This is a genomic window from Glaciecola sp. XM2 (genome assembly GCF_018595715.1).
Classification (GTDB): domain Bacteria; phylum Pseudomonadota; class Gammaproteobacteria; order Enterobacterales; family Alteromonadaceae; genus Glaciecola.
The window spans coordinates 64,508-89,552 of record NZ_JAHEOJ010000017.1; the positions used below are offsets into that span (position 1 = coordinate 64,508).

The following is a 25,045-nucleotide window of genomic DNA, read 5'->3' on the forward strand; positions in this document are numbered from 1 at the left end:
AACAACTAAGAGAATAATGGTATGTTAACCATAATGATCGTGGCAAGCTTTATACTATCGTCCATTTATATACACATTGAATCTGTCATCTATGGCCTTTCAAAGCGCAGATGGACGTGCGGAGCATTGTTACTTGGACCGATGTTGTTGCCGATGTTTGAAGTGTCTAAGCACATGGCCTTGCGTAAGGCGGGCGGATTCAATAACGTGTATTTCAGTGCTTAACAAAAGGCTTAAAGGTATCTTCTAAAATAGCTGCGCCGTCGTTAGTCAGTATGAGCTGCCCTGGACTTGCTTGACTCAACCTAACAAACCATTTTTTCAATTCGTTATCGTCTACATTGTAAATGGCTTTTTGCTGGGTGACGTAGTTGTAAACGGGGTCATTCCTATCAAAATTCGCCCATAAGCGCCTAGCCAATCCAGCAATGTCTCTATCGTGCGGTATGCATTGCTTTGCAACCTCCTGCTTGCTTTGCTCTATTTCTTCTAGGGTTTCTTCCCAGTCAAATAACAAGCCGTTGATCACTTCTTTTAATGCAAGATAGATTTCATTGGCGCTAGCTTTTGAAGATTGTAAATAGATAGCAATACCAGGCTGCATATTAATTGGCTTGAAGCCGACACCAACAAGATACGCTAACTGTTTTTGCTTGCGCAAAGCAACAAACATATGCGGACTTAGAATATGCTCTAGTACCAAACAGACCGCAGTAGCATGCTCTCTGGTATATAAAAAGTCGTCAGAGAGCTTATCGACCTGCTGATAAAACACAAAGGCGGTTTCTTCTTGTTGCACGGAAGTAATTTGCCCCATAGTGGGCCTTGCAAAGGCGTTAGCTTGTATTGCGGGTTTTTTCCATACGCGTTTTGCTGTGAGCCTGGCCTGTAATTGTTGCTGAAGGCGTTGCGCGGCGTATTTGCGCCAGTTGCCGACAACGAGCGCTTCTACAAATACATTGTCAAAAAAGTGCATTTGGTGCTCGTTTGCTTGATCAAACTCTAGGCTCTCAATCGCTTTTACTTGCTCAGCAATATCGTACGTATCTCGCTGAACCAAAGTATTTAACTGTGCAAAAAGTTGGTTAATCGGTTTTTGTAGAAGACTATTGCTTAACCGCTTTGCACAACTACGTTTAGCTTGCTCAAACTCATCTTCAGACAATGAGAATTTAATGATGCAGTTGATGATTTCAATACACAGTAGCAACTGCCTTTCGCTAACCCCTGTGGTGTGTAGGGTGAGTCCATGTTGATGGCCATATACACGGTAACTTACGCCCGCTTCTTCAGCGCTATAGAACTTGCGTTTTAAAAAACGGGATAGTCCTTCTATCCACAGTTTTTTACTCATGGTTTTGGTAATGTCATCGCTCATGCCAGGGCTGTTGATAGAAATGAAGCAATCCCCTGAAGGTTGCTCTTCATCACAGCGCTGCAAAAACTTCATCAATACACCATGCTGTTCAGACTCTAGTAGCTGATCCCCCGGCAACTCTGCACTTACTTTTAACAGTTGAGACGGCAGATAGGGGTTTTGCGGCGCAAGTATAAAGTTTGGATGCTCCGCGCGGGCAAATGGTTGAATCTCACAAACCTGATACGGTGTTTGATAAAAAGGTGAGCGTTTGGCTAAGTCATCATGATCGCTTAGGCAATACACATGCTGGGCGGGCCATTGCAGTTGCGAAATAATGTCGCTAATACGTTGCTTTACTTGGTTCACCGACAATCTAGGTTGTTGTTCGCTATTTGGCGTATGCAGAGCCTGTGCACTTTGAATACAGGCCTCAACGGCATCTTCTCGTGATGCGTATTGGTTCATTAAGTTTTGCTGTCTTTCTTGCTCTTGGAAACGCCAGGTGGCGATTTGGCTTTGTTCAAGAAACTCCATGAACTGCGCTAAGATTGAAAGCACTTCATCTTTAGCTGCCATGCCTTGCGCAGTAAGCGACATGTGTAATTGAATCTCTTCATAGTCACTTTGTTCAATACCGCCAGTGAAACTTAAGCTGTGTATATAGTTTTTATCCGCCAAGGTTTCGAATAATCCACCTTGATGCTTACTTTCTATGAGTTTTCTGAGCATCAGAAGGGCGCTGGTGTCCACCTGTTCGGTGTGTTTTTTTACTTGCCAGCAAAGTATCAACTGGTGATGTTTTTGCAGGGTTTGAATATCAATCCATTTACCCTTTATATGCTCGTCATACAGCGGGACTGTTGGCGCCTTAGGTTTCGCATTACCTGTCACAATAACGCTAGATAACACCTTTTTAACTTCTTCAATGAGTTCATCAAAATCACCTTCTTGCGGCAGGCTAATCGCCACCGCTATATTCCCGGTGTGGAAATAGGTTTTATGATGCATATGTAGCGCTTGCTGAAGAACATCGAGGTCTAGTTCGCTTAAGGTAGCAAGGTTACCCACAGTAAATCGATGGAAAGGATGTAGTGGATTGACGAGCGCTTTTTTGACTGAGAATAATGACCGTATCGGGTCGTTCTTTTTTAGCTGAAACTCTTCTTCGATAGCGTTAATTTCACTGGTGATATCGCTTTGCGTAAAGCTTGGATGTGCCACTTTATCACAGAGCATTTTTACCGCTTTTAAAAATCCGTTGCTTGAACAACTTAGATGAAAGTTTGTGTGAGCCGAATGTGTCCAACCATTTATGTAACCGCCATGTTTACTTACCCAGTGCTCTAATCTGTTGGGATCATCATAATGTTTACTGCGATTGAAAATCATGTGTTCTAAAAGGTGAGAAAATCCGTAACATTGATCAGTTTCGTGATAATGTCCTAACGCAACCGAAATTGAAATGATCGGTTGAGTGGTCGATTGACTTCTAATCAACGCTAACTGTAGCTGGTTTGATAGAGTTTCGACCTCTAATTTTCGTTCGGTACTTTTTGGCAAATACACAGGATTCTCTGACTGGTATGCGTCCTTACAATATAGCTTGGTGTAAAGGAAGTGTGCAAATTGTCGTTAATTAATACTAATAAAAGCGTGCGCTGACTTATATTGTAGCGTCTAGAAGCAAGAATACTTTAATCCATATGTTATTAATCATCATGCGTCATGGCGAGGCCACACCTTATCAAGCAAACGATAAGGACAGAGAACTCACCCGTTTTGGGCTTGGGCAAGCCGATAGTGCCGGCAAGCGGCTAAGTAAATTTCTTACCGACAGGGGCATGAATGTCAGTTTAGAGCAGGCCATCGTTAGCCCATACATTCGCACGCAACAAACCTTTGATGCCCTTAACAAGCACGTTGCTGTATCACACAAAGTCAGTGCCGACGCGATTACCCCAATGGGTGATGCTGATGCCGTGCATGACTTAATTGATGGATATGCAAGTGCATCTTCCCCAGTTGAGCAATTGATATTAGTAAGCCATATGCCACTTGTGAGTTTATTGGCTGATAAAGTATGTTTGGGATTTAATGGAAAAATTTTCGATACTGCCGATATGCTTATTATTGATTACGATCCTGACAGTCATCAGGGTACACAACTGGCGCTCTATCAAAGCATGAATTAGGAGTAATGTGTCGTCTATGCAAAAGCTTTCGCTACCTATTACATTGCGTATGGCGCTCAACCAGCATGCTCAGTCATCGGATATCCCCGATGATGAAGAGCTAAAGCTTATTATGGATAGGCTGGAAGACTTGAATGCGAAAGTGGAGGCGGTGAAACAAAAAGCCTTAGCAAAGCGCAATCAGCGCTCATAACTTCTTATTTATCAACCTCACTGGTATTGCTGCTTTCGTCTTGATAGTAGTCGGGTAAAATTCGCACCGTTTTAATCATATTGTCGTTTATCTCTACTATCTCAACAGGATAACCCGCTAGCCTTAGGCTGATATTGTTCTCGGGGATCTCTTCGAGATATTCGATAATAAGGCCATTAAGAGTTTTAGGGCCATCAATAGGAAACTTCCATTCAAGCTCTTTGTTGAGCTCTCTGATATTTGCGCTCCCATCTACTAAAAAACTACCGTCTTGTTGGGCGATGGCTTCTTTGTGATAGTCAGGGGACATGCTAGTGGTAAAATCACCAATAATTTCTTCTAAGATATCTTCTAAGGTGACTAAACCTTGAATGTCTCCATATTCATCCACCACTAATCCTATGCGCTCACGCTGCGCTTGAAACTTGTACATGAGCGTATGTAACGGGGTGGAATCGGGAGTGTAATAAATTTCGCGCACAGCTCGCAGCATGGTCGCTTTTGTAAACTGGTCTTTTGATAACAGGCGCAATGCGTCGCGCACATGTACAAAGCCTACCGCATCATCGATAGAATCGCGATACAGGAGCACTCGGGTGTGTTGAGAATGCGTTAACTGCTTTTGTATTAGCTTCCAATCATCGTTTATATCAATAGCAAAAATATCACTTCGAGGCACCATAATGTCCTCTGCTGTCACATTCTCTAAATCGAGGATGCTAACGAGCATGTCTTGGTGCTTTTGAGGGATCATTGCACCGGCTTCGTGCACCACCGTGCGAAGTTCTTCTCTGCTTAACGAGTCTCCCGAACCACCCAAGGGGTTTATACGAAGCAAAACCAGCACGCCATTTGTTATCGCGTTGACAAATTTCACTAGGGGGGTCAGCACTACCGAAAGTGGTAGCAAGATGAATGAACTCGGAAAAGCGATTTTTTCAGGATAGATAGCCGCAAACGTTTTCGGGGTGACTTCAGCAAACACCAAGATGATAAGCGTTAATGCCACAGTAACTACAATAGGACCATAAACGGGACCAAACAAACGGGCACAGATTTCAGTAGCGATGACTGTTGCGGCAATATTGACGAGGTTGTTACCGATAAGGATAAGTCCAATCAATCGGTCGGGGCGCGCTAACAGTTTTTGTACCCGCAGGGCGCTAGCTTGCCCCTCGTTGGCTAAGTGTTTTAAGCGATATCGATTGATAGTCATCAAGCCTGTTTCTGAACTAGAAAAATAGGCTGACATTAAAATAAGTACACCGAGCACTATGCTCAGTGTCATAGTATCAATTTGGTCCAACGTTGGATTCCTTTAGCGCAAATATATTGCGTTGTGCTGTGAGTTTTAGGTAATGAGCCATTCTCTTACCAAGCGACTGCCAAAATACCCTAAACCTAATAAAACGATCCCGATAAGATTAAACACAACGGCAGTTCTTGCTTTTAATCCTATGGCTTTGTGTATGCCCAGCGCTAACAAAAAGGTAAGCAGCGCTAAGCTACTTAATATTGTTTTGTGGGCATAGCCATCGGCAAACATATTGGGAACAAATACAAAACCAGACCCAAGCGCTACTAGCAATAAGAATGTGCCTAGGGTCATCAGTTTGTACAAAATATTTTCGACGGCCATTAACGGCGGTAAACCTGAATGGAGCATCATTTTACTTTTGTGTTTTAGCTGGTAATTGATAAAGCTTAATTGGCAAGCGTAGAGTGTGCTAATGCCCAATACGCCAAAAGCAATCAGAGACAGCAGGATATGGCTGACCAATCCTATGCTCATGTGCAGACTTATTCCGGTGGTAGCAGGGAATGTGTAGTGCAACATCACAAACACAGCTGAAAATAAACATACGATAGGTAAGAACACCAAGTTTTTAATAAATCGATTGGCAACAAGCATGGTTATTGTGACTAACCATGCAAGCAGCGCTGCGACAAAGGTGAGGCTTAACTGCTCATTTTGATGCTCGGTAGTTGCGACAATTAATACAAACAGATGCACAACAGCCCCTGCCATGAGTGCAGCGGTGGCATATTTGACGCGATTTTTACGGGTGCCAAAAAACTCTCTACCAAATTGCACGCCGGCGAACAAGTACAGCGCCATGCTTAGCAAGGAGACTAGAGTGATTAAACTCATCCAAAGACCTTATGATGTAAGGTTAATATATACATATACGAGAAAGTTACCGCAAAGATTCCGAATACTATAATGTTTATTGTATACTCATTCTAATTTCAGCGGAAAATAATTTATGCTTATATGTTTCAGAATTTAACAGACCGTTTAGGTCAAACCCTCAAGAACATCAGCGGCAAGGGCCGATTAACTGAAGATAACGTCAAAGAAACCCTTCGTGAAGTGCGTATGGCGTTGCTCGAGGCAGACGTTGCCTTACCTGTTGTTAAAGACTTTATCGAAAAGGTAAAAACGCGAGCGCTTGGTACTGAGGTATCGAAAAGCCTGCAGCCTGGCCAAATGTTTATCAAGATTGTGCAAAGCGAACTTGAGCAGCAAATGGGAGATGTCAATCAAGGGCTGAATCTAGCCGCCACACCGCCTGCGGTTATTATGATGGCGGGTTTACAAGGTGCAGGTAAAACTACCAGTGTCGGTAAGCTGGCCAAGCACCTAAAAGAGCGCGATAAGAAGAAGGTGCTAGTAGTAAGCGCCGATGTATATCGTCCTGCGGCTATCAAACAGTTAGAAACCTTAGCAAGTGAAGTAGAGGTCGAATTTTACCCTTCTAATATCATGCAAAAGCCTGTTGATATTGTAGAAGCGGCGATTTCACACGCTAAAATGAAGTTTATCGATGTGCTCATTGTCGATACCGCTGGCCGACTCGCTGTTGACACTGCCATGATGGATGAGATCAAGGCTCTGCACAGCGCAGTGAAGCCAGTCGAAACCCTCTTTGTTGTTGACGCGATGACCGGTCAAGATGCCGCAAATACTGCAAAAGCGTTTAACGAAGCGCTGCCGTTAACCGGCGTGATCCTAACAAAAGCCGATGGTGATGCTAGAGGCGGTGCAGCACTTTCTGTTAAGCATATTACCGGCAAGCCCATTAAGTTTTTGGGTATGGGCGAGAAGCTCGACGCATTAGAGCCTTTCCACCCTCAGCGTATTGCCTCACGCATTTTAGGTATGGGTGACGTGCTCAGTCTAATTGAAGATGTTGAACGCAAAGTTGACCGCAAAAAAGCAGAGCAACTCGCGCGCAAAGTGCAAAAAGGTAAGGGCTTTGACTTACAAGACTTTAAAGAACAGCTTGAACAAATGCGCAACATGGGCGGGATGATGTCTTTGATGGACAAAATGCCGGGTATGGGCGGTATGTCGGCTAAAATTAAAGACCAAGCCAATGACAAGCAGTTTACCCAGATGGAAGCGATTATAAACTCTATGACGCCAGGTGAGCGAACGCGACCTGATGTGATCAAAGGCTCTCGCAAAAAGCGTATCGCGGCCGGTTCGGGCACGCAAATTCAAGACGTTAACCGTTTACTTAAACAGTTTGCTCAAATGCAAAAAATGATGAAGAAAATGGGCGGCGGTAATATGAAGAAGATGATGCGCGGCATGGGAGGCATGATGCCCCCCGGTGGCATGGGCGGGTTTCCACCTCGTTAGCGCTTATTCGGTAGGCGGGGTTAGGGTGGCAATGGCATCTAACACCCCGTTGAGTGCCGGCACAGAAAACCCTTCATCGTAGAAATGCACGACATTACCTTGGGAATCTAACAACAATACACGTGCATTTTTGGGGCTCAAGTTACCAGTGTATTTTTGCGTCTTATCGCCATCAGAATAAACCGTAATCACCTCTCTCCATAAGTCTTTTGGAATGCCTTCACGCATCGCATCGTCAAAGCGGGTGCTAAACATTCTACCAATAATATTCTTTATCGCCGGTATCTCATAAATCACCACATCGGCTTGGCGCATGTTCAAGCCTATTAACCAGCGATCGATATCAAACTGCGATTTATGCACATAGCCAAACAATAAAAGGGTAGGTTGCCCTGCGAAGTCGTTTGGCATAACCCAAGGCTCGCCTGCTAAGCTCTCACCTTCGATTTGAATCATTGGCTCCCCAAGCGTCACTTGCGCAGGGTAATTATAACTGGCGCAGCCAGACAGAAAAAATAAGGTGATAAACAGTAAGGTAATGGTTTTCATAAGTTCGCTTTTTAATACATTTAATCTTTTAAATTACGGGTATTCTCTTTAAAAGGTGCAAACTTTTCAGTCAGTTCAATGAGCATGATTTATCACTTCAAAAATGCCAAGTAATTGAGCCGTTACCGAAGTATTGCGCAATCATTTATCCACACATACATTATTGTAAGTACAATGCCGACAGATTTGTCACTAACTGTTATGATACTGTTATTAGCATTAATTCAATTGATTAAACAAAAAGGGCTGATTATGAAATTTCTCGTCTTATGCGCGCTAACTATTGCAATGCTGCACCCAGTGAATGCTGAAACCGTCAGATTATCTGAGCCTGTGGCACAAGATGCACAGAGTGAAACATTTGGTAAAGTATTGGATGAAAGCGTCCCGTCGGTAGATTTGGCAAGTGTTTTGAGCGACCCTCAGTCACAGTTGGGCAAGCCTTTTCAAATGCAAACCAGCATTAACAAGGTGTGTCAGAAGAAGGGCTGCTTTTTTATCGCTCAGCAAGATAACTATACCGTGCGCGTATCTTTTCGTGACTATGGATTTTTTATTCCAACCGACAGCAGCGGTAAAACAGTGCTACTGGCAGGAGAGCTAGTAGAAAAAGAAATGACCGCAGAGCAGGCTGCGCACTTTGCGTCTGACATCAACAGTGAGAGTGAGGTTCTCAAGGCCGGCAAAGTGTATGAAATCGTTGCAGATGGCATAAAAATCCCACGTACATAAAGTTTCAATTTGGCCGCGCAAGTGTGCAAAAGTGCTATACGACTTATAAGGAGCTGACTTCATGCAGTCACACATGATTAAACGAATACTGAGTGTAATGTTGTTGATGGGCGTAAGCCTTGCGTGTTCAGTGAGCGCTGCTGATGGCCTTACGGGCACCTTGGCGGTCGTCAATAAGTCAGATAACAGTATTAGCGTGATTGACGTATCGACCAAAAGCATTGTCGCTACATTGCCAACTGGAGAAGGGCCTCACGAATTGGTGCTCTCTGGTGATAACAAATGGGCGGTGAGTACCGATTTTGTTGGTGGGAATAGTTTGACGGTGTTTGACCTTAGCGCCCAAGAAGTGGTTCACACCATTGATTTGCCAACGCTTCCGGGTCCTCACGGGATTCGCTTTATGCAAGATAATGAACACGTTATTTTTACTTCTGGTCGAGCCCAGAAATTGGGTATTGTGAACATTGTGAGCAAAGAGGTGTTAAACGATTTTGCGACTGCTCAAGAAACCACGCATATGGTGTCGCTCAACGAAGATGAAAGCATTGCCTATAGCACCAATATTCGTAGCGATTCCATCAGCGTTATCGATTTAAAACAAGCGCGCAAAATTAAAGATATTGCTACCGAAGCGATGCCTGAGGCGATTAATTATCGTGTTAGCGCCCAAGAGTTATGGTATGGCGCAAATGAAGACGGGAAGCTGGTTGTGATTGACCCTGTCACCGAAGCAGTACTTGCATCTTGGGATGGCTTTAAGTTTCCCTACAGAGTATTGTTTAATCAAGATGAAAGCATTGCCATGGTACCTGACTTTCAAAATCACTACGTACGCTTTTTTGATACAAACACAAAGCAAGAGCTAGGCACCTTAGCGCTTGAAAAAGAAGCGGGGCCACAAGGCATTGTGCTCCATTCTAGTGACGACATCGCCTTTTTATCGTTAAACCTAAAGAATAAAATTGTAGCAATTGATATTGCAACGCGCACGGTTGTGGACGAATATCCCACCGGAAACAACCCCGATGGCGTGGTGTTTATGCCATCTTCTAGCCGTCAGTAGTGCAAAAAAGCGCAATAATAAGGGAGCAGGTGTTGGCCTACTTAGCGGCCAAGCCTGGTGCCCAAGAGAGCTTTCCATTTGATACCACTACCAGCGTGTTAAAGGTTGGGAATAAAATGTTTGCGCTACTGGGATATCATAACGATTCGGTAATGCTCAACCTGAAGTGCCCGCCAGATGAGGTTTCGTGGTTGTGCGATACCTACTCGTATATCACTCCTGGCTACCATATGAATAAAAAACACTGGATTTCTATCTACTTTGAGTGGCCTGATAGCCCGCCGGATGAGTATTCACTGGTGCATGATTTAATTGATAAATCGTATCATTTAATTGTGAGCAAGCTTGCGCGCGCGACCAAAGAGCAAGTTTTAAAGCTTCAATCAACATAACGGTTCATACATTGTTAAAACTTCCTGTTACCACTGTCGCTCTCATTGCTGTTTGCAGCGGTTATATCATTGGCCCAATGGGCATGGCGTCGGTAAATGTGGCCATTCCTGCATTGGCTGAGGATTTACAGGCTAATGCAACCAAAGTTGGGTGGCTGCCTACGCTATACTTGCTCAGTAGTGTCATGTTCATGTTGCCAGCCGGAAAGCTAGCCGATAATTTTGGCCGAAAACGAATTTATACCCTTGGTATTGCACTTAACGTCTTAGCTTCGCTGATGTGCTCGTTAGCGGCAACAATAGACGGCGTGTTAGTTTGGCGCTTTGTGCAAGGGGCGGCTGGAGCCATGATCTTCGGCACCGGCATTGCCATTATTACGTCTTGTACGCCCGAAAGAAAGCGCGGTGCAGCCCTAGGTATCGTGGCTGCATGTGTATACATTGGTTTGACTATCGCCCCCGCGATTGGTGGTTGGCTAACGGAATTATTTGGTTGGCGCGCCGTATTCTACTTTCAAATTCCCTTATGCCTCGCCCTTATCGCTTTTATTAAGTTAATGCTCCATGGTGAGTGGAAAAATGATGAGCGAGCTCGTTTTGATTGGATTGGTGCCGGTATTTTTGCTTTGTTCACACTGGCGCTAGTCTATGGTTTAAGCTTATTGCCAAGCCTTTCAGGAGCGTTGTTACTTTGTGTGGCGGGTGCATCGCTTTTGAGTTTTCTGGTGCACCAAAGTCGCAGCCAATCACCGCTTATACGTCCACAAATGTTCAAAGAAAGCAGAGTATTTAGCCTATCGCTTTCTACGTCATTTTTTATGTATGCCAGTAATTTTGCCATCATTTTCTTGCTCAGCTTATACTTGCAATACATCAAAGGCTTTAGCCCGGCTTATGCGGGTAAGATTTTGATGGTTCAAGCGCTCGCCATGGCTATTGTTGCGCCATTTGCTGGGCGTTTGGCAGACAGATTCGAATCGCGTATTGTCGCGACCATTGGCTGCTCCATCGTAGCCTTAGGGTTTGTGTTACTCAATCAACTCAATATGACGAGCACGGCAACTTACATCGTATGCTCTTTACTGCTTGTTGGGTTTGGTTTTGGGTTATTCTCAACGCCAAACAACAATGCCATTATGGGGGCGGTAAAGCGCCACGAAGTAGGCATTGCGTCGGCTTCAATGAATTTATCACGCACAACGGGCAACTTAGTTGGCATGAGCATAGTGAATTTGATGATGCACTATTATCTTGGAGACCAGAGCTTATCTACCGAACAAAACTCTGCGTTGATGAGCACCATTTCACTGGCACTGATGATGTCTTTAGGATTCGTATTGTTGGCCTGTGTGATTTCGAGTTTGCGTGGACGGCAACTATCCTCGCTGGAATAAAGAGTCGCTATTCCCCTTTATTGTACCCCTCCCCAGTCAGACCTTATCTTTATTGGGCTCAAAGCTACTAAGCCCTTGCAATATTGAGTGATGTGCGTATAATTCGCGCACCTTTTTACCATAGGTGGTAGAAAGGCTTTGTTAACGGTAACGCTACAACGAGTTTGAGGCATATATGGTTACTATTCGTTTACAGCGTGGTGGTGCGAAAAAGCGCCCCTTTTATCAAGTGGTTGTTGCTGACAGCCGTCGTGCTCGCAATGGCAAGTTCATTGAGAACATTGGCTTTTTCAATCCAACTGCACAAGGTCAAGCTGAAAGGCTTCGTTTAGATCTTGAGCGTGTTGAGTATTGGGTAAGTCATGGTGCAGGTCTTTCAGATCGTGTATCGCGCTTGGTAAAAGATGCAAAAGCGGCTGCGTAAGCAGTTCGTTGTGGAGTAAAGATGAACGTGGCGTCTGACACTATAATTGTAGGCAAAATCGGAGCACCTCACGGTGTGCAAGGTTGGGTCAAAATTAACAGCTTTACTCAAAATGCAGAAGATATATTTGGGTATGCACCTTGGCAACTTGGCGCAGCTCATAAAATGCAAAATGTTCAGGTTGACCAATGGCGTCCTCATGGCAAAGCGCTTGTCGCTAAGCTTACTGGCGTTGATTCAAGAGATGATGCTGAGCTGATAAAGAATTTAGATATCAGCATTTCATCGTCACAGTTACCTGAGCTTGAGAATGATTTTTACTGGAAAGACTTAATCGGTATGCAGGTAGTAACCACAAAAGGTTACGATTTGGGTAAGGTTAAGGAATTATTCGAAACAGGCTCTAATGACGTGATGATGGTGAAAGCAAATCCTAATGATGGTTTTGGTCAGAAAGAACGCTTATTGCCCTTCATTTACGACCAAGTTGTGATTGAAGTAGATAAGCAAGGTAACACCATTACAGTGGATTGGGACCCAGCGTTTTAAATGACTGCTACTCACGGTGAAACACATAATCGTGCAGTGCAACGTTTTAGCGTAGTGACACTTTTTCCTGAGATGTTCGCGCCGTTCATTGAACAAGGTGTAATTGGCAGAGCAGTGAAAAAGGGCATGATTGAAGTTCATTTGGTAAATCCACGTGACTTTGCGCATGATAAACACCGTACCGTAGATGATAGACCTTACGGCGGTGGTCCTGGCATGCTGATGATGGTGCAACCATTAGCAGACGCTATTGCTAAGGCAAAAGAAGTCTTAGCACAAAACAGTAAAGTGATTTATTTGTCCCCACAAGGACAGACCCTTAACTATGAAGGGGTTAAATCAATCGGCCAGAGCACAGATATTGTGTTAGTAGCAGGCCGATACGAAGGAATAGACGAACGCGTAATACAGACCCTCGTTGATGAACAATGGTCAATTGGTGATTATGTATTAAGCGGTGGTGAATTGCCTGCAATGGTCCTTATGGATGCAGTAGCTAGGTTAATTCCCGATGTGTTAGGTCACAGCTTGTCGGCAGAAGAAGATTCTTTTTCTAATGGCTTGTTAGACTGCCCACATTATACTCGTCCTGAAACCTTCAATGATTTGACTGTTCCTTCGGTGTTGTTAAGTGGTGATCACGAAAAAATTAGACAGTGGCGACTTAAAGCGTCTTTACAAAAGACCCTAGAGCAACGCCCTGATTTGTTAAATAACCTAGCTCTGACTGAGGAGCAACAGCAAATGCTTAACATGCTTTTAAATAAGCAAAAGCAAGCTGATGTAGCAGATGACAGTTAATTCTAGGAAGTGAGGATTCGATGGCTAAAGTCAATCAAGACATCATTAAGAAAATTGAGCAAGCACAGCTCAAAACTGATCTACCGGATTTCGGTCCTGGTGATACAGTGATTGTAAAAGTAAAAGTGAAAGAAGGTGATAAAGAGCGTCTTCAAGCATATGAAGGTGTTGTTATTGCTAAACGTAACCGTGGTCTACATTCTGCGTTTACGGTTCGTAAGATTTCAAGCGGTGAAGGTGTAGAGCGTGTGTTCCAAACTCATAGCCCTGCGATTGATTCTATTGAAGTGAAACGTCGCGGTGCAGTTCGCAGAGCTAAATTGTACTATCTTCGTGAGCGTTCAGGTAAATCTGCACGTATCAGAGAAAAACTTAACTAACATTAATTTACCGTTACTGTTAACAAATAAAAACCCGCCATTTGGCGGGTTTTTTTATGCATCAACAAAACTATATGCTTTGTTTGGAGTGCAGGTTATTAGTTAACCGAAACACTCAAATCAAGCTGTTGGTTTTGGCGAACAAAGCGCGGTAACGGTACACCGTTGCAGCGGATATGTTCTTTATTGATTCTGTATTTTGCCACGGTCTGACTTAAGCCTTGCGTTAGTGATTCGATACAAATCTTTGACTCGATATCGTTGTTTGTCGCGACAAGCTGCACTGGCCCGTTGTTTTTAGCCTGTTGTCTTTGGCTGTAGCGCTTCGCAAAGGCGACTAAATCGGTGTTATTGCATTTTACATTCTGCTTCATTTTTCTTACTGATAGCCCTTTATCGGCAATCAATTTTTCGGCCGTTTCAAGACCCTCGGTAGCCGCTACGTAGCATACCTTGGTTTCAAAGTTGTCTTGTGTCATTGCGAAGTCTGACGCTTGAGCGGAGACGCTTGTTGCAAGGGCACAAAGCGCGATAGACGCTGTTAAAAGTGATTTTTTCATGGCATTACCTGTTAGTTAAATAAAATCTGTTAATTAAATAAAATAAGCTGGCTTCGCGTAGTTTACTTTTCTGTGTCATTTATGCGGCATTAAAGACCATACGTTTGTATCAATTCTGAATAGTTGCAATCTCGTGTGAATGGCAATTTGTGCTGCTCATGCTTGCTACTTGCCGCTACTACTCATCACTTCGCGCATTCTTTCTTGTAAAACTTCTACGAGTAAGTCGGGCTGGAACTTGGAAATTAATCGGTCACAGCCTACCTTTTTGACCATGGCTTCATTAAAGCTGCCGCTCAACGATGTGTTAAGCGCAATAAACAGGTGCGCCATGCGAGGGTCGTCTCTTACCTCTGCGGTCAAGCGATACCCATCCATTTCGGGCATTTCGGCGTCTGTGAACATCATGACAATTTCATCTTCGATGTCTTTGCCTTCATCGGCCCAAGCCTTTAGGCGTTTTAAGGCATTTAATCCATTTTTCTCTTCAATCACTTCTACGCCTAACTGAACAAGCGTATCGCGCACCTGAGCACGTGCAGTAGATGAGTCATCAACCACTAATACTTTTTTACCTTGCAAGGCAGCTTGCACTTCCTTATCGAGTACCTCTTCTGAGATGCTCGTATCGTAATGCACAATTTCTGAGAGCACTTTTTCCACGTCAATGATTTCAACTAGCGCTTCTTGCTTGTCAATTTTCACTTTGGTAATGGCGGTTAGGTAGTGGTTTTTTCCCACAGTGGTGGGTGGGGGCTGAATATCAGTCCATGACGTATTCACGATATTCATAATTTGCCCAATCAGAAACCCTTGTACGCTGCGATTGTATTCGGTGATGATCACATTGTTAGGCTCATAGTCTTCAGTGTTATTTAGGCGAATTGCCTGACGCAAGTCGATAACAGGAATGGATTTCCCACGATAATTGGTGACACCACATAAATTACTGTGAGAGCCCGGCATTTGGTTGAGTTGCGGTACAGTGATGACTTCGCGGACTTTAAACACATTCAGCGCAAAAGTATGGCGCGAACCGAGCTTGAACATGATCAATTCGAGTCTGTTTTCGCCTACCAATTTGGTACGTTGATCTACCGAGGATAAAATCGTTGACATATTTGGTCCACATCTTTGCAAGTAAAAAAGAAGCTGCTTAGCACCTGAGGCCAGCTTCACAACACTTAGAATATGAGCATTGGTCTTTTTGTTATCGACCGAATTGGCTGTTACATAAGTGCTGCACGTAGCTAAATTTAGGTGTTTCTTTACTCAGCCCTAATGCGCGTTTAGTATGCGTTATTGATGAGTAAACAATGACAAAGCATGTAACCGTATGGCTTGGATATTAAAGTGTTGTGGCGATTATTTTCGTCTTTGCTTTTTTGCATGTGCTATTTTGTTGGGTCTACAAGTGCCCAATTTTATGGTGCAGTATGAGCAACGCGTTGACGCGCAGTTAATTGAGGCAAAAAGCGCCTTGTCGGGCTTTGCGTTTACCGCCAACCGATATTTTGAAGGCGACTTAAACAAGCTCATCGCGCATTACCGCGCCAGTGATGATGTCGTGTTTCAACAGGATGCGAACAGTATTGAGGGGATCGTCGAGCGAGTAGCTTACTTGGAACAAGAGTCAAACGCTCTCAATGTGTCATCTATACTAAAGGGGCTGCACATTGTACAACGTGCCTCTACAGACTTGTTCGCTGAAACCCTTGCCGCATTTGCCTTTAATGCGCCTTTATCGATAAACGGACTGTTGTGGGGGTTAAGCCTCGCGGTGTTTTTAATGCTTTTACTAGATGGTAGTACTCGCTTATGTAAATCCGCCATAAAACGTCGTGGCGGTCACACTCACAATGCGACCTCGGGGCGCTCGTAAGATATGTCTGAATTAGAAAAAATGCTGTCGGGTCAATGGTATTGCGCAACCGATAAAGAGCTCGTTGCACAGCGGGCGCAGGCAAAACGTCTTTGCTTTGATTACAATCAGCTCTCGGGTGAACATAAATCTCAACGTAAAAAGATACTTAAAACACTGCTGCCCAATGTAAAAGGCGCGTGGATTGAGCCGCAGTTTTATTGTGATTATGGTTGTAATATATATGCGCCTTCAGGTGTCTTTATTAATCATCATGTTACGATTTTGGATGGCGCAAATATTCATATTGGCAAGAATGTGTTGATTGGTCCTAATACGGTAATAGCTGCCACATCCCATCATATGGATGCAGGTGAGCGAGCAAAAGGTATGTGTCGTTCAAAACCAATCACAATTGGAAGCGACGTGTGGATTGGTGCAAATGTGACGATTTTGGGGGGTGTGAACATTGAGGACGGGGCGATAATCCCCGCGGGAAGCACTTTGCGATAAGCGATTTTGCAGGATAAGGAAAAATTAAGCGATTTTGATTCTTGCAATCTTGTGTACAACTCGCATAATCATCACTAGCCAGCACGTTAAGTATCGATTCGTGTAAACAATAATAATAACTATGGAGCTCATTCGATGGAGCAAACTAAATCTACTTGGGTCACTCGTGCCCTCGATAAGGTAGAAGTCGTTGGAAATAAACTGCCTGACCCAGCTATGATTTTTTTCATTTGCTTGGTTGTGGTGTGGACATTTTCTGCCCTTTTATCGCAAGTCTCATTTTCTGCCATTGACCCACGTACCGGCGAAGCAATTATTGTCAATAATTTGCTGACAGGGGACTCACTGGCCGACTTTTTAAGTCGAATGGTAACAATATTCACCGGCTTTGCTCCGCTTGGCGTTGTCCTTGTTGCGATGTTAGGTGTGGGTGTGGCTGAGCACTCTGGCTTCATCAGTGCCGGTTTAAAGCGCATGCTAGACTCTACTCCCCGTAGTTTGCTTACCCCCATGGTCGTGCTAGTTGCGATTGTGAGTCATACCGCAACTGATGCTGGATACGTGCTTGTTATTCCATTGGCCGGTGTCATTTTTTATGCGATGGGAAGACATCCTCTAGCGGGCATCGCTGCTGCTTTTGCTGGTGTTAGTGGCGGCTTTTCCGCTAACTTTGTGCCCTCTGCGATTGACCCCTTACTGCAGAGCTTTACGCAAGAAGCCGCACGTATTATCGACCCAGCAATTATGGTTAACCCATTAAACAACTGGTTCTTTAACTCAGCATCTTCGCTACTTGTTATTGGTATTGCTTGGTACCTAACCGATAAAGTCATTGAGCCGCGCCTCAAAAACGTAGAAGTGGATGGCGACCCCAAAGAAATTCCCAAGTTTGAAGATTTGAATCCAAAGCAAACCAAAGCGCTACGTTGGGCAGGTCTGTCTATGCTAGTGGGTATTATTACGTTAGTACTAGTGCTCATTCCTGAGACATCGCCTATGCGTGACGCGAACGGTGAATTAACCTCATTTTCTGCTCCTGTCATGCAGTCCATCGTGCCGATTATTTTCTTACTATTTTTAATACCCGGCGTGGTGTACGGCTACCTCTCGGGCACCTATCAAACGACTAAAGATATGATTGATAGTATGACCAAAGCCATGAATGGCATGAGCTACTATATTGTAATGGCGTTTTTCTGCGCCTTGTTTATTGATGCTTTTGGCAAATCAAACTTAGGCGCATTGTTGGCCATTGAAGGTGCGCAAGTATTAAAAGCACTATCGCTACCTGCCATGGTTACCATTGTTGGCATTGTCTTTTTAACGGCGTTTGTAAACTTGTTTGTGGGCTCTAGCTCGGCGAAATGGGCGTTACTTGGGCCAATCTTTGTGCCCATGCTGATGCAATTAGGGATCTCGCCTGACTTAGCGCAGATTGCGTATCGTGTAGGTGATTCATCAAGCAACATTGTGACGCCGTTATTACCTTATTTCCCACTTGTCGTGATTTACTGTCAACGCTATGTGAAGTCTACCGGCATCGGAACGTTGCTTTCACTGATGTTGCCGTTTAGCGTCGCGTTGCTTATATGTTGGACCGCGTTCTTGTTGATCTATTGGTCGATAGGCATTCCGCTGGGAGTAGGCGCAAGTTACGTATATCCAGCGCCTTAAGCGCAAGGATATAAAGTCATTGCAAAGGGCGTTGTGTAAAAACAACGCCCTTTTTCTTTGTTTAAGATATAAAACCATTGCTGTTAATCACAAGGTTTGTTACAACGTGTCTAACGCCACAGTAATACGCTGGCGATTCGCAGTAAGGGATGCAATAACGCCGACAGAACGCGGGTTTACGCGCAATAATAAACGTTTCTCTACTAATACATTTTAAAGCTTTGTCGACCCGAAGCTTGCCCTTAATCAGTTAAGAAAAATATGCAAAAAGATAGTATAAATAATCTCCATGTTGCCTCCGAGCAGGTGCTTATCACGCCTGAGCAGTTGGCCGTCGAACTACCTATGACCGATAAGGCTAGGGCTTATGTGCAAGATTCCCGCGCCATCATTTCAGATATCATCCATGGTAAAGACCATCGCTTACTCGTCGTGTGCGGACCTTGCTCCATACATGACGTAGATGCCGCCAAAGAATATGCCTTAAAACTCAAAGAGCTACACGAATCGTGCAAAGATACGTTGTTTGTTGTAATGCGCGTGTACTTTGAAAAGCCCCGCACAACGACTGGCTGGAAAGGCTTGATTAACGACCCGCACATCGATGATTCGTTTGATATCGATACCGGTATCCGCCGCGCTAGAGAACTATTGAATTGGTTAGCCGAACTTGAAATTCCGGTCGCTACTGAAGCGTTAGACCCTATCAGCCCTCAATATCTGTCTGAGTTTTTCAGTTGGTCGGCGATTGGTGCTCGCACCTCTGAGTCGCAAACGCACAGAGAAATGGCCAGTGGCTTGTCTATGCCGGTTGGCTTTAAAAACGGTACCGATGGCAACCTTGATATTGCAATTAACGCGCTTAAGTCAGCGGCCTCTGGCCATAGCTTTATGGGGATTAATAAACAAGGCCAAGTGAGCATTATTAAAACCGAAGGCAATCCAGATGGACACATTATATTGCGCGGCGGCAAGCAGCCAAATTACGATTCGGTGTGTGTTGCACAGTGCGAAGAAGAGCTCAACAATGCCGGCGTGAAAGCGGCATTGGTGGTTGATTGTAGCCATGCGAACTCATCAAAAGACTATCGTCGCCAGCCATTGGTAGCTGAAAACGTTGTTAATCAAATTCTAGAAGGTAACCAGTCAATCATTGGTATTATGTTAGAAAGCCACTTGATTGAAGGTAATCAGCCTACCGCTGGCAAAACAGCCAAAGAGCTAGAGTATGGTAAATCGATTACCGATGGCTGTATTAGCTGGGATCAAACTCAACGCTCGGTGCTAAACGCTCGTGAAAAGCTTATTACTGTGCTTCCTATGCGTTTGCAAAAGCGTCAGGCCTAATGTCTGACCGTTCGTTTGAGCAACAGCTCGCTGATCTCAGAGCACAAATCGATGAGGCCGATAGCGAGCTGGTAGATTTGTTGCGCAAGCGCACAGAAATCACTAAGCAAATTGGTCAGTTAAAAAGCGAACATGCGCTGCCCATTTATGTGCCTGAGCGTGAAAAAGTGCTAATAGAAGCAAGGCGCAAACAAGCCGCTGCAGCTGGAGTATCTGAAGACTTAGTCGAAGATATTCTACGTCGCATGATGCGTGATTCTTATCATTCACAACATGCTAAATATGCCTGTATCAATCCAGATGTTAAGAAAATTGTTGTCATTGGCGGTAAGGGAGCGCTAGGTTCGGTCTTGGTCGGTTTGTTTGAGCAAAGCGGATACCCTGTCTATGCCCTTGATAAAGAGGACTGGGCAGATGCATCGGCACATTTACACGATGCTGATCTGGTTATTATAGCCGTTCCGATTAACCTAACCTGTGAAATAATTTCTCAGCTACCTAAGCTTAAAGATGATTGCATTTTAGCGGATGTCACCAGTATCAAAGGCGCACCGCTTGCTGCGATGTTAGAGGCTCATGCTGGTCCAGTATTGGGTCTACATCCAATGTTTGGACCAGATGCACCTGGCATGATTAAGCAGGTAGTCGTGGTATGTGAGGGCAGAGGCGCACAGCAGTACCAATGGCTGCTGGACCAAATGGAGCTATGGGGCGGCTCGCTTTATCATAGCAGCGCGCAAGAGCATGACCACGCGATGGCTTACATTCAGGTTATGCGACATTTCAGTACCTTTGTATATGGTAAACATCTACAGCAAGAAAATCCAAAGCTGCAAGATCTTATTGCTTTTAGTTCTCCCATCTATCGACTTGAATTAGCCATGGTAGGGCGTTTGTTTGCGCAATCTGGACAGCTTTATGCCGACATTATCTTCAGTAATAAAGAAAGTATTTCGTTGTTAAAAAGTTTTAGTGCGCGCTTTGCCGAAGCGATCACCTTGCTTGAAAAGGGCGATAAATCTGCCTTTATTGGCCAGTTTGAAGAGGCTGCCGAATGGTTTGGCGATTATGCCACACTGTGTTTGACTGACAGCAAAAAGATGTTGTTAAAAGCCGACGACAGTCACTTGTTGCGAACCTTCAAATAACACGCTTAAGGCATGCACAAACGAGTAAGATTTCTCTTATCGTATGCACACCGTCAATTACATCCTAGTCACTGTGTTTTTGTGTAAGGGCCTGGGTGGCAGCCACGCGAGTAGGGGAGACTTCTTCTACTGGATAACAACCTAAGACTTTAAAATAGCGCGTCATACCTCTGAGGGTATCAATGGCTTGATGCATCGGGCCGTCTTCTATATTGCCTTCCATATCTAAATAAAACATCTCTTCCCAAGGGTTGCCATTAATTGGGCGAGACTCTAGCTTGGTCATATTAATGCCATGCTGTTTTAACACCATTAAGGCATCTACAAGTGCACCGGCTGTTTGTACGGTTGACATGATCACTGTGGTTTTTGCCGGCACCTGCAGGGGCACTTTAATTGCTCGGCTAGCGACAACAATAAAGCGACTATGATTTTCTTTTTGGTTGGCAAGGTTAGATTGAGTGGCACGCAAATTATAGAGCTTGCCACCGGCTTCAGAGCCAATTGCGGCAACATCGCTTTGCATTAACTCAGCGACCTTCATCATAGCGGCAGAAGTGCTGTCACAAGGTTTGACCTCAACGTTGCCTAAGTCAGCCAAAAAGTGGCTGCACTGGGCAAAGACTTGTGGATGCGCATAAAGGGTTTTGATTTTTTCTGCTTTAACGTCTTTATGCACCAACAGTGCATGATTAATCGGGTGAGTTAACTCTCCGATAATGTTTAAGCGTGTATGCTGGAGTTGGTCATAAACTTCGTTGATACTGCCTGAAGAGGTATTTTCGATAGGCAGTACAGCATAATCAGCAGTATTATTTTCTACGCTTTGAATGATTTGAGCAAAACTATCGCAGCCAATTTCCACAAGCTCTCCGCTTCTGCGGGCAAAGTATTTTTGCGTAGCAAGGTAACTGTAAGAGCCCTTTTCACCTAAAAAGGCAACGCGATTAATGGGTAGTTGTGAGTCAGGGTTTGCCCATTGTGCCAGCATCGACTGTTGGTTGAGCACCGAATCTTCAATGATGACGTGAAAAAGCTTAGTAACAAAGTGCGGGTCAAGGCCCACGCTTTGTCCTTGTTTGATTAAGCGTATCAACAACTGCTCTTCACGCACTTGGTCGCGCACAGGAATATGATGTTTTACTTTAGTTTTGGCCACTTCCATTGTCAGCTTTTGTCTAGCGGCAATGGTTTCAAGTAACTGCTTGTCGGTTTCGGTAATTGCAATACGAAGTTGTTCTAATGGGTCGGTGGCCAAGGGGTGTTCCTGCTAATGCTGAGCTCAAAAGCGCAATGTGTTTTTTATGATGTGCTCGTTAATGTATGCAAGCCAAGCAGCGATGTCAATGCCACGATTGGTGAATGGACGACAATTACTTAAATTGTCGGTAAATTGTATCGTGTTGAGGTAATAAACCGGTTTATGAGCCTTCTTTTTGGTCTAAAAGATTCACAAGAATGGCGCGCACCTCATCTGATTCGAAAGGTTTGTCACACAATGCGTTCACACCGGTTTGCTGAATATTGGTCATATGCGCACTACTAGTGGATTCTGAGGTGACCATAATGATTGGAATATGCGTGGTAAGCGGATTAAAACGAATGTATTCAGAGAGCTCTCTGCCATCCATTTCAGGCATATTATAATCGGTGACGACTAGGTCGAACTCTTGGTCCTTTAAAAAGGTCAGTGCATGGGCGCCGTTTTCGGCTTCGGTAATTTGCTCAATACCCATATTTTCGAGCACACGTTTAATGTGATTGCGGGCAAGGCGACTATCATCAACGAGCAACACACGAACATGGTTAATATCGAATAGTGATAAATCAAGCTCTTCGGTATTCAGTAACTGCAAGCTTGTGTTAAGCGCTCGATGAAGATGTATTGGCTCAAAAGGTTTTGGCAAAATAGCGGCCACACCAGATTGTTTAAACTTTTCCAGTTTTTGCACGCTAGTTTCACTAGAAACAAGCATAAACGGGACGTTGCTTGTTGAAACGTCATTTTTTAAAGATTCGAGGATATCTAAACCGCTACCATCCGCCAGATACATGGCGCTGACAACGATATCGACATTATGCTTTGCAATTTCTTCTTTTGCTTGTGCCACATTCTTGACGATATCTACGCCATGAACATCTTCTCTGGTCAGCAATCCTTTTATGATCTTCGCCTGCGTGTCTGATGGCTCTACCAAAAGGATATGTAAATCTGAAATCAACAAGTTTTGCATTAAATAGTCTCTTTTATCTTTTTATATTCAAAGTGTTTAACCACCTGCAAGCTTCACTTTCATGCCTTTGCTTTCGAGGATCTGTTTGAGCTTATCGCGAACATCACCTTGAATTTCAATATTGAAGTCTTTGACCGCGCCACCGCATCCACACTGCTTTTTAAGCAAAGAGCAAAGTGATTTAAGCTCATCCTTACTCATCCCCAAACCTTCAATACTGCTAACGCCTTTGCCTTTTTTACCTTTAGTAATGCGCTTTATGCGCACTATACCATCGGTTTGCGGGGCGCTTTCTTGAGGCTTTTTCTCATCTATTCGTCCAACGCCGGTGCTATATACTAATTTCGAATCGCTCATTATCTTATTTCGCTGAAAAGTCAGCGCCTTATCTACGTTTGTTATTCAAATATAATGCCAAGACTTACAAATCTAGCGCCTAGACTTTAATTATAGTGTTGGTATGACTCCCTTTGTCAAGTTTGACAAAACAATCCTGTGACATTCTTTCGGTCCATAAGATATTTAAAAATTAAGCTAACGCATCAGATGAGGCAGTATTGTCGTCGGTTTACATGCTGGTATCCGTAGGTTACTTATTTTTCAATAAGCAGAGCTGACCTTACTTTTTCCGCCGCAGTGCCTTCTCATCACTCTATGTTCGTGGGTCAAAAACGTGTTGTTTATTGCCTTCCTAACACCCTCGGAGGTTGCACCACATCCGCGGCCTGATCTAAATGCGCTAGCTTAAAACTCTTTATCATGCTGGCACTCTACTAGTGCGCAATTTTGGATTGACCGGTGTGAGTACCACTTCTTTGGTAATCGCCCATATGTAAGCCGCCATCTCCCTGGCAATCGCTGCAATGATTAAATTGTAGTGTTTGCCCTGCTTACTCATGCGTTGATAGCGCTTGCACAATCGTAGTTGCGCCTTCCAAGCAATGTCCAAAATATCTTTGGGTAAGCACTCTTGTCGCTTTTGTAACTCGGTAGAGATATTAGCGGCGAATCGGTAACTATGAGCGCCTTCGATAAGTAATCGTCGTGCACGGCCATTACCTGTTTTGGTAATGGCCCCAATACGGCGTTTACCACCAGAGGAATGTTCTGAGGGCACCAGACCTAAATAACTCATTAGCTTTCTTGGGTGGTCAAAGCGGGTTAAATCACCCAGCTCAGCCACTACACCAACAGCAACCAATAGTCTTACTCCTCGCATAGATTGAATCGCCTTGACCACAGGATAATAGCGCCACTGACGTACTTGATGTTCAAGTTCATTATCGAGTCGCTCTAAGCGCTGTATTCGTTCAGTGATGGTTTGAATGTATTCTTGTAACACGATGTGCTGTGCAGGATGCGGCAGTACCATTTCAGTGAGCCAACGAAGGTGTTTCTTAGACCAGTTAGCCACTCCGTCGTAGTGAATATTGTTTCGCAGCAAAAGTGCCTTTAATTGGTACTTTGCATCCTTTAAATCTTTCATGGCTGTTTCACGGCCACGAGATAAATCACGTACAGCCTCATCTTCCGGCTCGGGGACATAGATGGGGGATAGATCTTCAGATTTTAGTAATTTCACGAGCTTAAGTGCATCGCGTCTATCGGTCTTTATTTTATCACCAGGCTTTTTAGGAATGAGTGACGGCGCTACCACATAACAACAATGACCTAAGCTGGTGATAAACCGATAAATCCAATAGCCACAAGGGCCTGCTTCGTAAACAAAGTGCAGAGTTGCGTTTGGGTATTTGGATTCAAACTGACGCACAAGCTTTTTCACGCTTACTTTTGAAGAGGCTATGCGTCCCATATGAACCGGTGCTTTCCCTCTACCATCTTCGCAATACGCCACTTCGTGAAATTCTTTATGAGTATCCAATCCAATAAAAATTATGCTATGTTTATTCATGCTAGTCTCCAAATTTATATAATGTTTAATCGACAATTATTTATGGCACTGGCTATTGTAGCTAACCCACGAAAATGCGGAGACTAGCACTTTTGAAGGGAGTCATAATGTCTAT

The 25,045-nt window shown here is 44.1% G+C and carries 26 protein-coding genes and 2 pseudogenes; 18 read left to right on the plus strand and 10 right to left on the minus strand.

Translation table 11 applies throughout. The annotated features are described in order from the left end of the window. Window positions 1-21: 21 nt before the first annotated feature. Window positions 22-225 (plus strand): hypothetical protein, encoded by a 204-nt coding sequence (locus KJ365_RS03430; RefSeq protein ID WP_214450233.1) that lies wholly within the window; start codon window positions 22-24, stop codon window positions 223-225. Here the strand turns inward: KJ365_RS03430 and KJ365_RS03435 are convergent. Continuing rightward, window positions 215-2,926 carry an insulinase family protein gene (locus tag KJ365_RS03435; RefSeq protein WP_214450234.1) on the minus strand — a complete coding sequence of 904 codons (2,712 nt, stop codon included), beginning with the start codon at window positions 2,924-2,926 and terminating at the stop codon, window positions 215-217. The two genes, KJ365_RS03430 and KJ365_RS03435, sit on opposite strands and share 11 nt — an antisense overlap. Before the next feature lie 137 nt (window positions 2,927-3,063). Here KJ365_RS03435 and sixA point away from each other — a divergent pair, with 137 nt between their 5' ends. Beyond that, complete coding sequence (gene sixA, locus KJ365_RS03440; RefSeq protein WP_214450235.1) at window positions 3,064-3,552, plus strand: phosphohistidine phosphatase SixA; 489 nt, start codon at window positions 3,064-3,066, stop codon at window positions 3,550-3,552. Window positions 3,553-3,568: 16 nt separating this feature from the next. Beyond that, entirely contained in the window at window positions 3,569-3,745 is a 177-nt protein-coding gene (locus tag KJ365_RS03445; RefSeq protein ID WP_214450236.1) for a hypothetical protein, read from the plus strand. Window positions 3,746-3,749: 4 nt separating this feature from the next. On the opposite strand, the gene KJ365_RS03450 is transcribed toward KJ365_RS03445, so the two are convergent. Further along, a complete protein-coding gene (locus tag KJ365_RS03450) occupies window positions 3,750-5,051 on the minus strand; it encodes an HlyC/CorC family transporter (protein ID WP_214450237.1) in 1,302 nt (433 codons plus the stop codon). 45 nt (window positions 5,052-5,096) lie between these two features. After that, window positions 5,097-5,897 carry a cytochrome C assembly family protein gene (locus KJ365_RS03455; protein WP_214450238.1) on the minus strand — a complete coding sequence of 267 codons (801 nt, stop codon included), beginning with the start codon at window positions 5,895-5,897 and terminating at the stop codon, window positions 5,097-5,099. Between the two features lie 123 nt (window positions 5,898-6,020). Between KJ365_RS03455 and ffh the strand changes: the two genes are divergently transcribed. Continuing rightward, window positions 6,021-7,394, plus strand: coding sequence for a signal recognition particle protein (gene ffh, locus KJ365_RS03460; protein ID WP_214450239.1), 1,374 nt, complete (start codon window positions 6,021-6,023; stop codon window positions 7,392-7,394). 3 nt (window positions 7,395-7,397) lie between these two features. On the opposite strand, the gene KJ365_RS03465 is transcribed toward ffh, so the two are convergent. Next, complete coding sequence (locus KJ365_RS03465) at window positions 7,398-7,943, minus strand: hypothetical protein (protein ID WP_214450240.1); 546 nt, start codon at window positions 7,941-7,943, stop codon at window positions 7,398-7,400. 252 nt (window positions 7,944-8,195) lie between these two features. On the opposite strand from KJ365_RS03465, the gene KJ365_RS03470 reads away from it, so the two are divergent. The 8 genes from KJ365_RS03470 to rplS all read left to right on the plus strand — a co-directional run bounded on the left by KJ365_RS03470 (window position 8,196) and on the right by rplS (window position 13,681). After that, on the plus strand, window positions 8,196-8,675 hold the full coding sequence (locus KJ365_RS03470; RefSeq protein WP_214450241.1) for a DUF4920 domain-containing protein: 480 nt from the start codon (window positions 8,196-8,198) through the stop codon (window positions 8,673-8,675). Between the two features lie 61 nt (window positions 8,676-8,736). Then, window positions 8,737-9,741 (plus strand): YncE family protein, encoded by a 1,005-nt coding sequence (locus KJ365_RS03475; protein ID WP_214450242.1) that lies wholly within the window; start codon window positions 8,737-8,739, stop codon window positions 9,739-9,741. Further along, window positions 9,741-10,133 (plus strand): MmcQ/YjbR family DNA-binding protein, encoded by a 393-nt coding sequence (locus KJ365_RS03480; RefSeq protein WP_352109314.1) that lies wholly within the window; start codon window positions 9,741-9,743, stop codon window positions 10,131-10,133. The genes KJ365_RS03475 and KJ365_RS03480 overlap by 1 nt, the downstream gene beginning before the upstream one ends. Before the next feature lie 11 nt (window positions 10,134-10,144). Continuing rightward, window positions 10,145-11,527, plus strand: a complete 1,383-nt coding sequence (locus tag KJ365_RS03485; RefSeq protein WP_214450243.1) for an MFS transporter — start codon at window positions 10,145-10,147, stop codon at window positions 11,525-11,527. A gap of 175 nt (window positions 11,528-11,702) precedes the next feature. Beyond that, window positions 11,703-11,951 (plus strand): 30S ribosomal protein S16, encoded by a 249-nt coding sequence (rpsP, locus tag KJ365_RS03490; RefSeq protein WP_214450244.1) that lies wholly within the window; start codon window positions 11,703-11,705, stop codon window positions 11,949-11,951. 21 nt (window positions 11,952-11,972) lie between these two features. Then, complete coding sequence (gene rimM, locus KJ365_RS03495; protein WP_214450245.1) at window positions 11,973-12,500, plus strand: ribosome maturation factor RimM; 528 nt, start codon at window positions 11,973-11,975, stop codon at window positions 12,498-12,500. Continuing rightward, complete coding sequence (gene trmD, locus KJ365_RS03500; RefSeq protein WP_214450246.1) at window positions 12,501-13,301, plus strand: tRNA (guanosine(37)-N1)-methyltransferase TrmD; 801 nt, start codon at window positions 12,501-12,503, stop codon at window positions 13,299-13,301. A gap of 20 nt (window positions 13,302-13,321) precedes the next feature. Further along, window positions 13,322-13,681, plus strand: a complete 360-nt coding sequence (gene rplS, locus KJ365_RS03505; protein ID WP_214450247.1) for a 50S ribosomal protein L19 — start codon at window positions 13,322-13,324, stop codon at window positions 13,679-13,681. A 98-nt stretch (window positions 13,682-13,779) separates the two neighbouring features. Here the strand turns inward: rplS and KJ365_RS03510 are convergent, their stop codons facing one another. Together KJ365_RS03510 and KJ365_RS03515 are read right to left on the minus strand one after the other, a co-directional pair. Beyond that, window positions 13,780-14,241, minus strand: coding sequence for a hypothetical protein (locus KJ365_RS03510; protein WP_214450248.1), 462 nt, complete (start codon window positions 14,239-14,241; stop codon window positions 13,780-13,782). A gap of 165 nt (window positions 14,242-14,406) precedes the next feature. Next, window positions 14,407-15,360 (minus strand): chemotaxis protein CheV, encoded by a 954-nt coding sequence (locus KJ365_RS03515; protein ID WP_214450249.1) that lies wholly within the window; start codon window positions 15,358-15,360, stop codon window positions 14,407-14,409. A 217-nt stretch (window positions 15,361-15,577) separates the two neighbouring features. Here KJ365_RS03515 and KJ365_RS03520 point away from each other — a divergent pair, with 217 nt between their 5' ends. The 6 genes and pseudogenes from KJ365_RS03520 to tyrA all read left to right on the plus strand — a co-directional run bounded on the left by KJ365_RS03520 (window position 15,578) and on the right by tyrA (window position 20,784). Next, complete coding sequence (locus tag KJ365_RS03520) at window positions 15,578-16,123, plus strand: DUF2937 family protein (protein WP_214450250.1); 546 nt, start codon at window positions 15,578-15,580, stop codon at window positions 16,121-16,123. 21 nt (window positions 16,124-16,144) lie between these two features. Then, a pseudogene (locus tag KJ365_RS17085) lies at window positions 16,145-16,282 on the plus strand (maltose acetyltransferase domain-containing protein); the annotation flags it as partial. 228 nt (window positions 16,283-16,510) lie between these two features. Then, window positions 16,511-16,597 (plus strand): annotated as a pseudogene (locus KJ365_RS17090) (DapH/DapD/GlmU-related protein); the annotation flags it as partial. 153 nt (window positions 16,598-16,750) lie between these two features. After that, window positions 16,751-18,289 carry an AbgT family transporter gene (locus tag KJ365_RS03530; protein ID WP_214450252.1) on the plus strand — a complete coding sequence of 513 codons (1,539 nt, stop codon included), beginning with the start codon at window positions 16,751-16,753 and terminating at the stop codon, window positions 18,287-18,289. Window positions 18,290-18,550: 261 nt separating this feature from the next. After that, window positions 18,551-19,636, plus strand: coding sequence for a 3-deoxy-7-phosphoheptulonate synthase (locus KJ365_RS03535; protein WP_214450253.1), 1,086 nt, complete (start codon window positions 18,551-18,553; stop codon window positions 19,634-19,636). Further along, window positions 19,636-20,784, plus strand: a complete 1,149-nt coding sequence (gene tyrA, locus KJ365_RS03540) for a bifunctional chorismate mutase/prephenate dehydrogenase (RefSeq protein ID WP_214450254.1) — start codon at window positions 19,636-19,638, stop codon at window positions 20,782-20,784. The genes KJ365_RS03535 and tyrA overlap by 1 nt, the downstream gene beginning before the upstream one ends. A 64-nt stretch (window positions 20,785-20,848) precedes the next feature. Here the strand turns inward: tyrA and pheA are convergent, their stop codons facing one another. The 4 genes from pheA to KJ365_RS03560 all read right to left on the minus strand — a co-directional run bounded on the left by pheA (window position 20,849) and on the right by KJ365_RS03560 (window position 24,930). Continuing rightward, a complete protein-coding gene (pheA, locus tag KJ365_RS03545) occupies window positions 20,849-22,042 on the minus strand; it encodes a prephenate dehydratase (protein ID WP_214450255.1) in 1,194 nt (397 codons plus the stop codon). A gap of 163 nt (window positions 22,043-22,205) precedes the next feature. After that, window positions 22,206-23,018 (minus strand): response regulator, encoded by an 813-nt coding sequence (locus KJ365_RS03550; RefSeq protein ID WP_214450256.1) that lies wholly within the window; start codon window positions 23,016-23,018, stop codon window positions 22,206-22,208. A 36-nt stretch (window positions 23,019-23,054) separates the two neighbouring features. Further along, on the minus strand, window positions 23,055-23,375 hold the full coding sequence (gene yciH, locus KJ365_RS03555; protein ID WP_214450257.1) for a stress response translation initiation inhibitor YciH: 321 nt from the start codon (window positions 23,373-23,375) through the stop codon (window positions 23,055-23,057). 400 nt (window positions 23,376-23,775) lie between these two features. Further along, on the minus strand, window positions 23,776-24,930 hold the full coding sequence (locus KJ365_RS03560) for an IS110 family RNA-guided transposase (RefSeq protein WP_214449579.1): 1,155 nt from the start codon (window positions 24,928-24,930) through the stop codon (window positions 23,776-23,778). Between the last annotated feature and the right edge of the window lie 115 nt (window positions 24,931-25,045).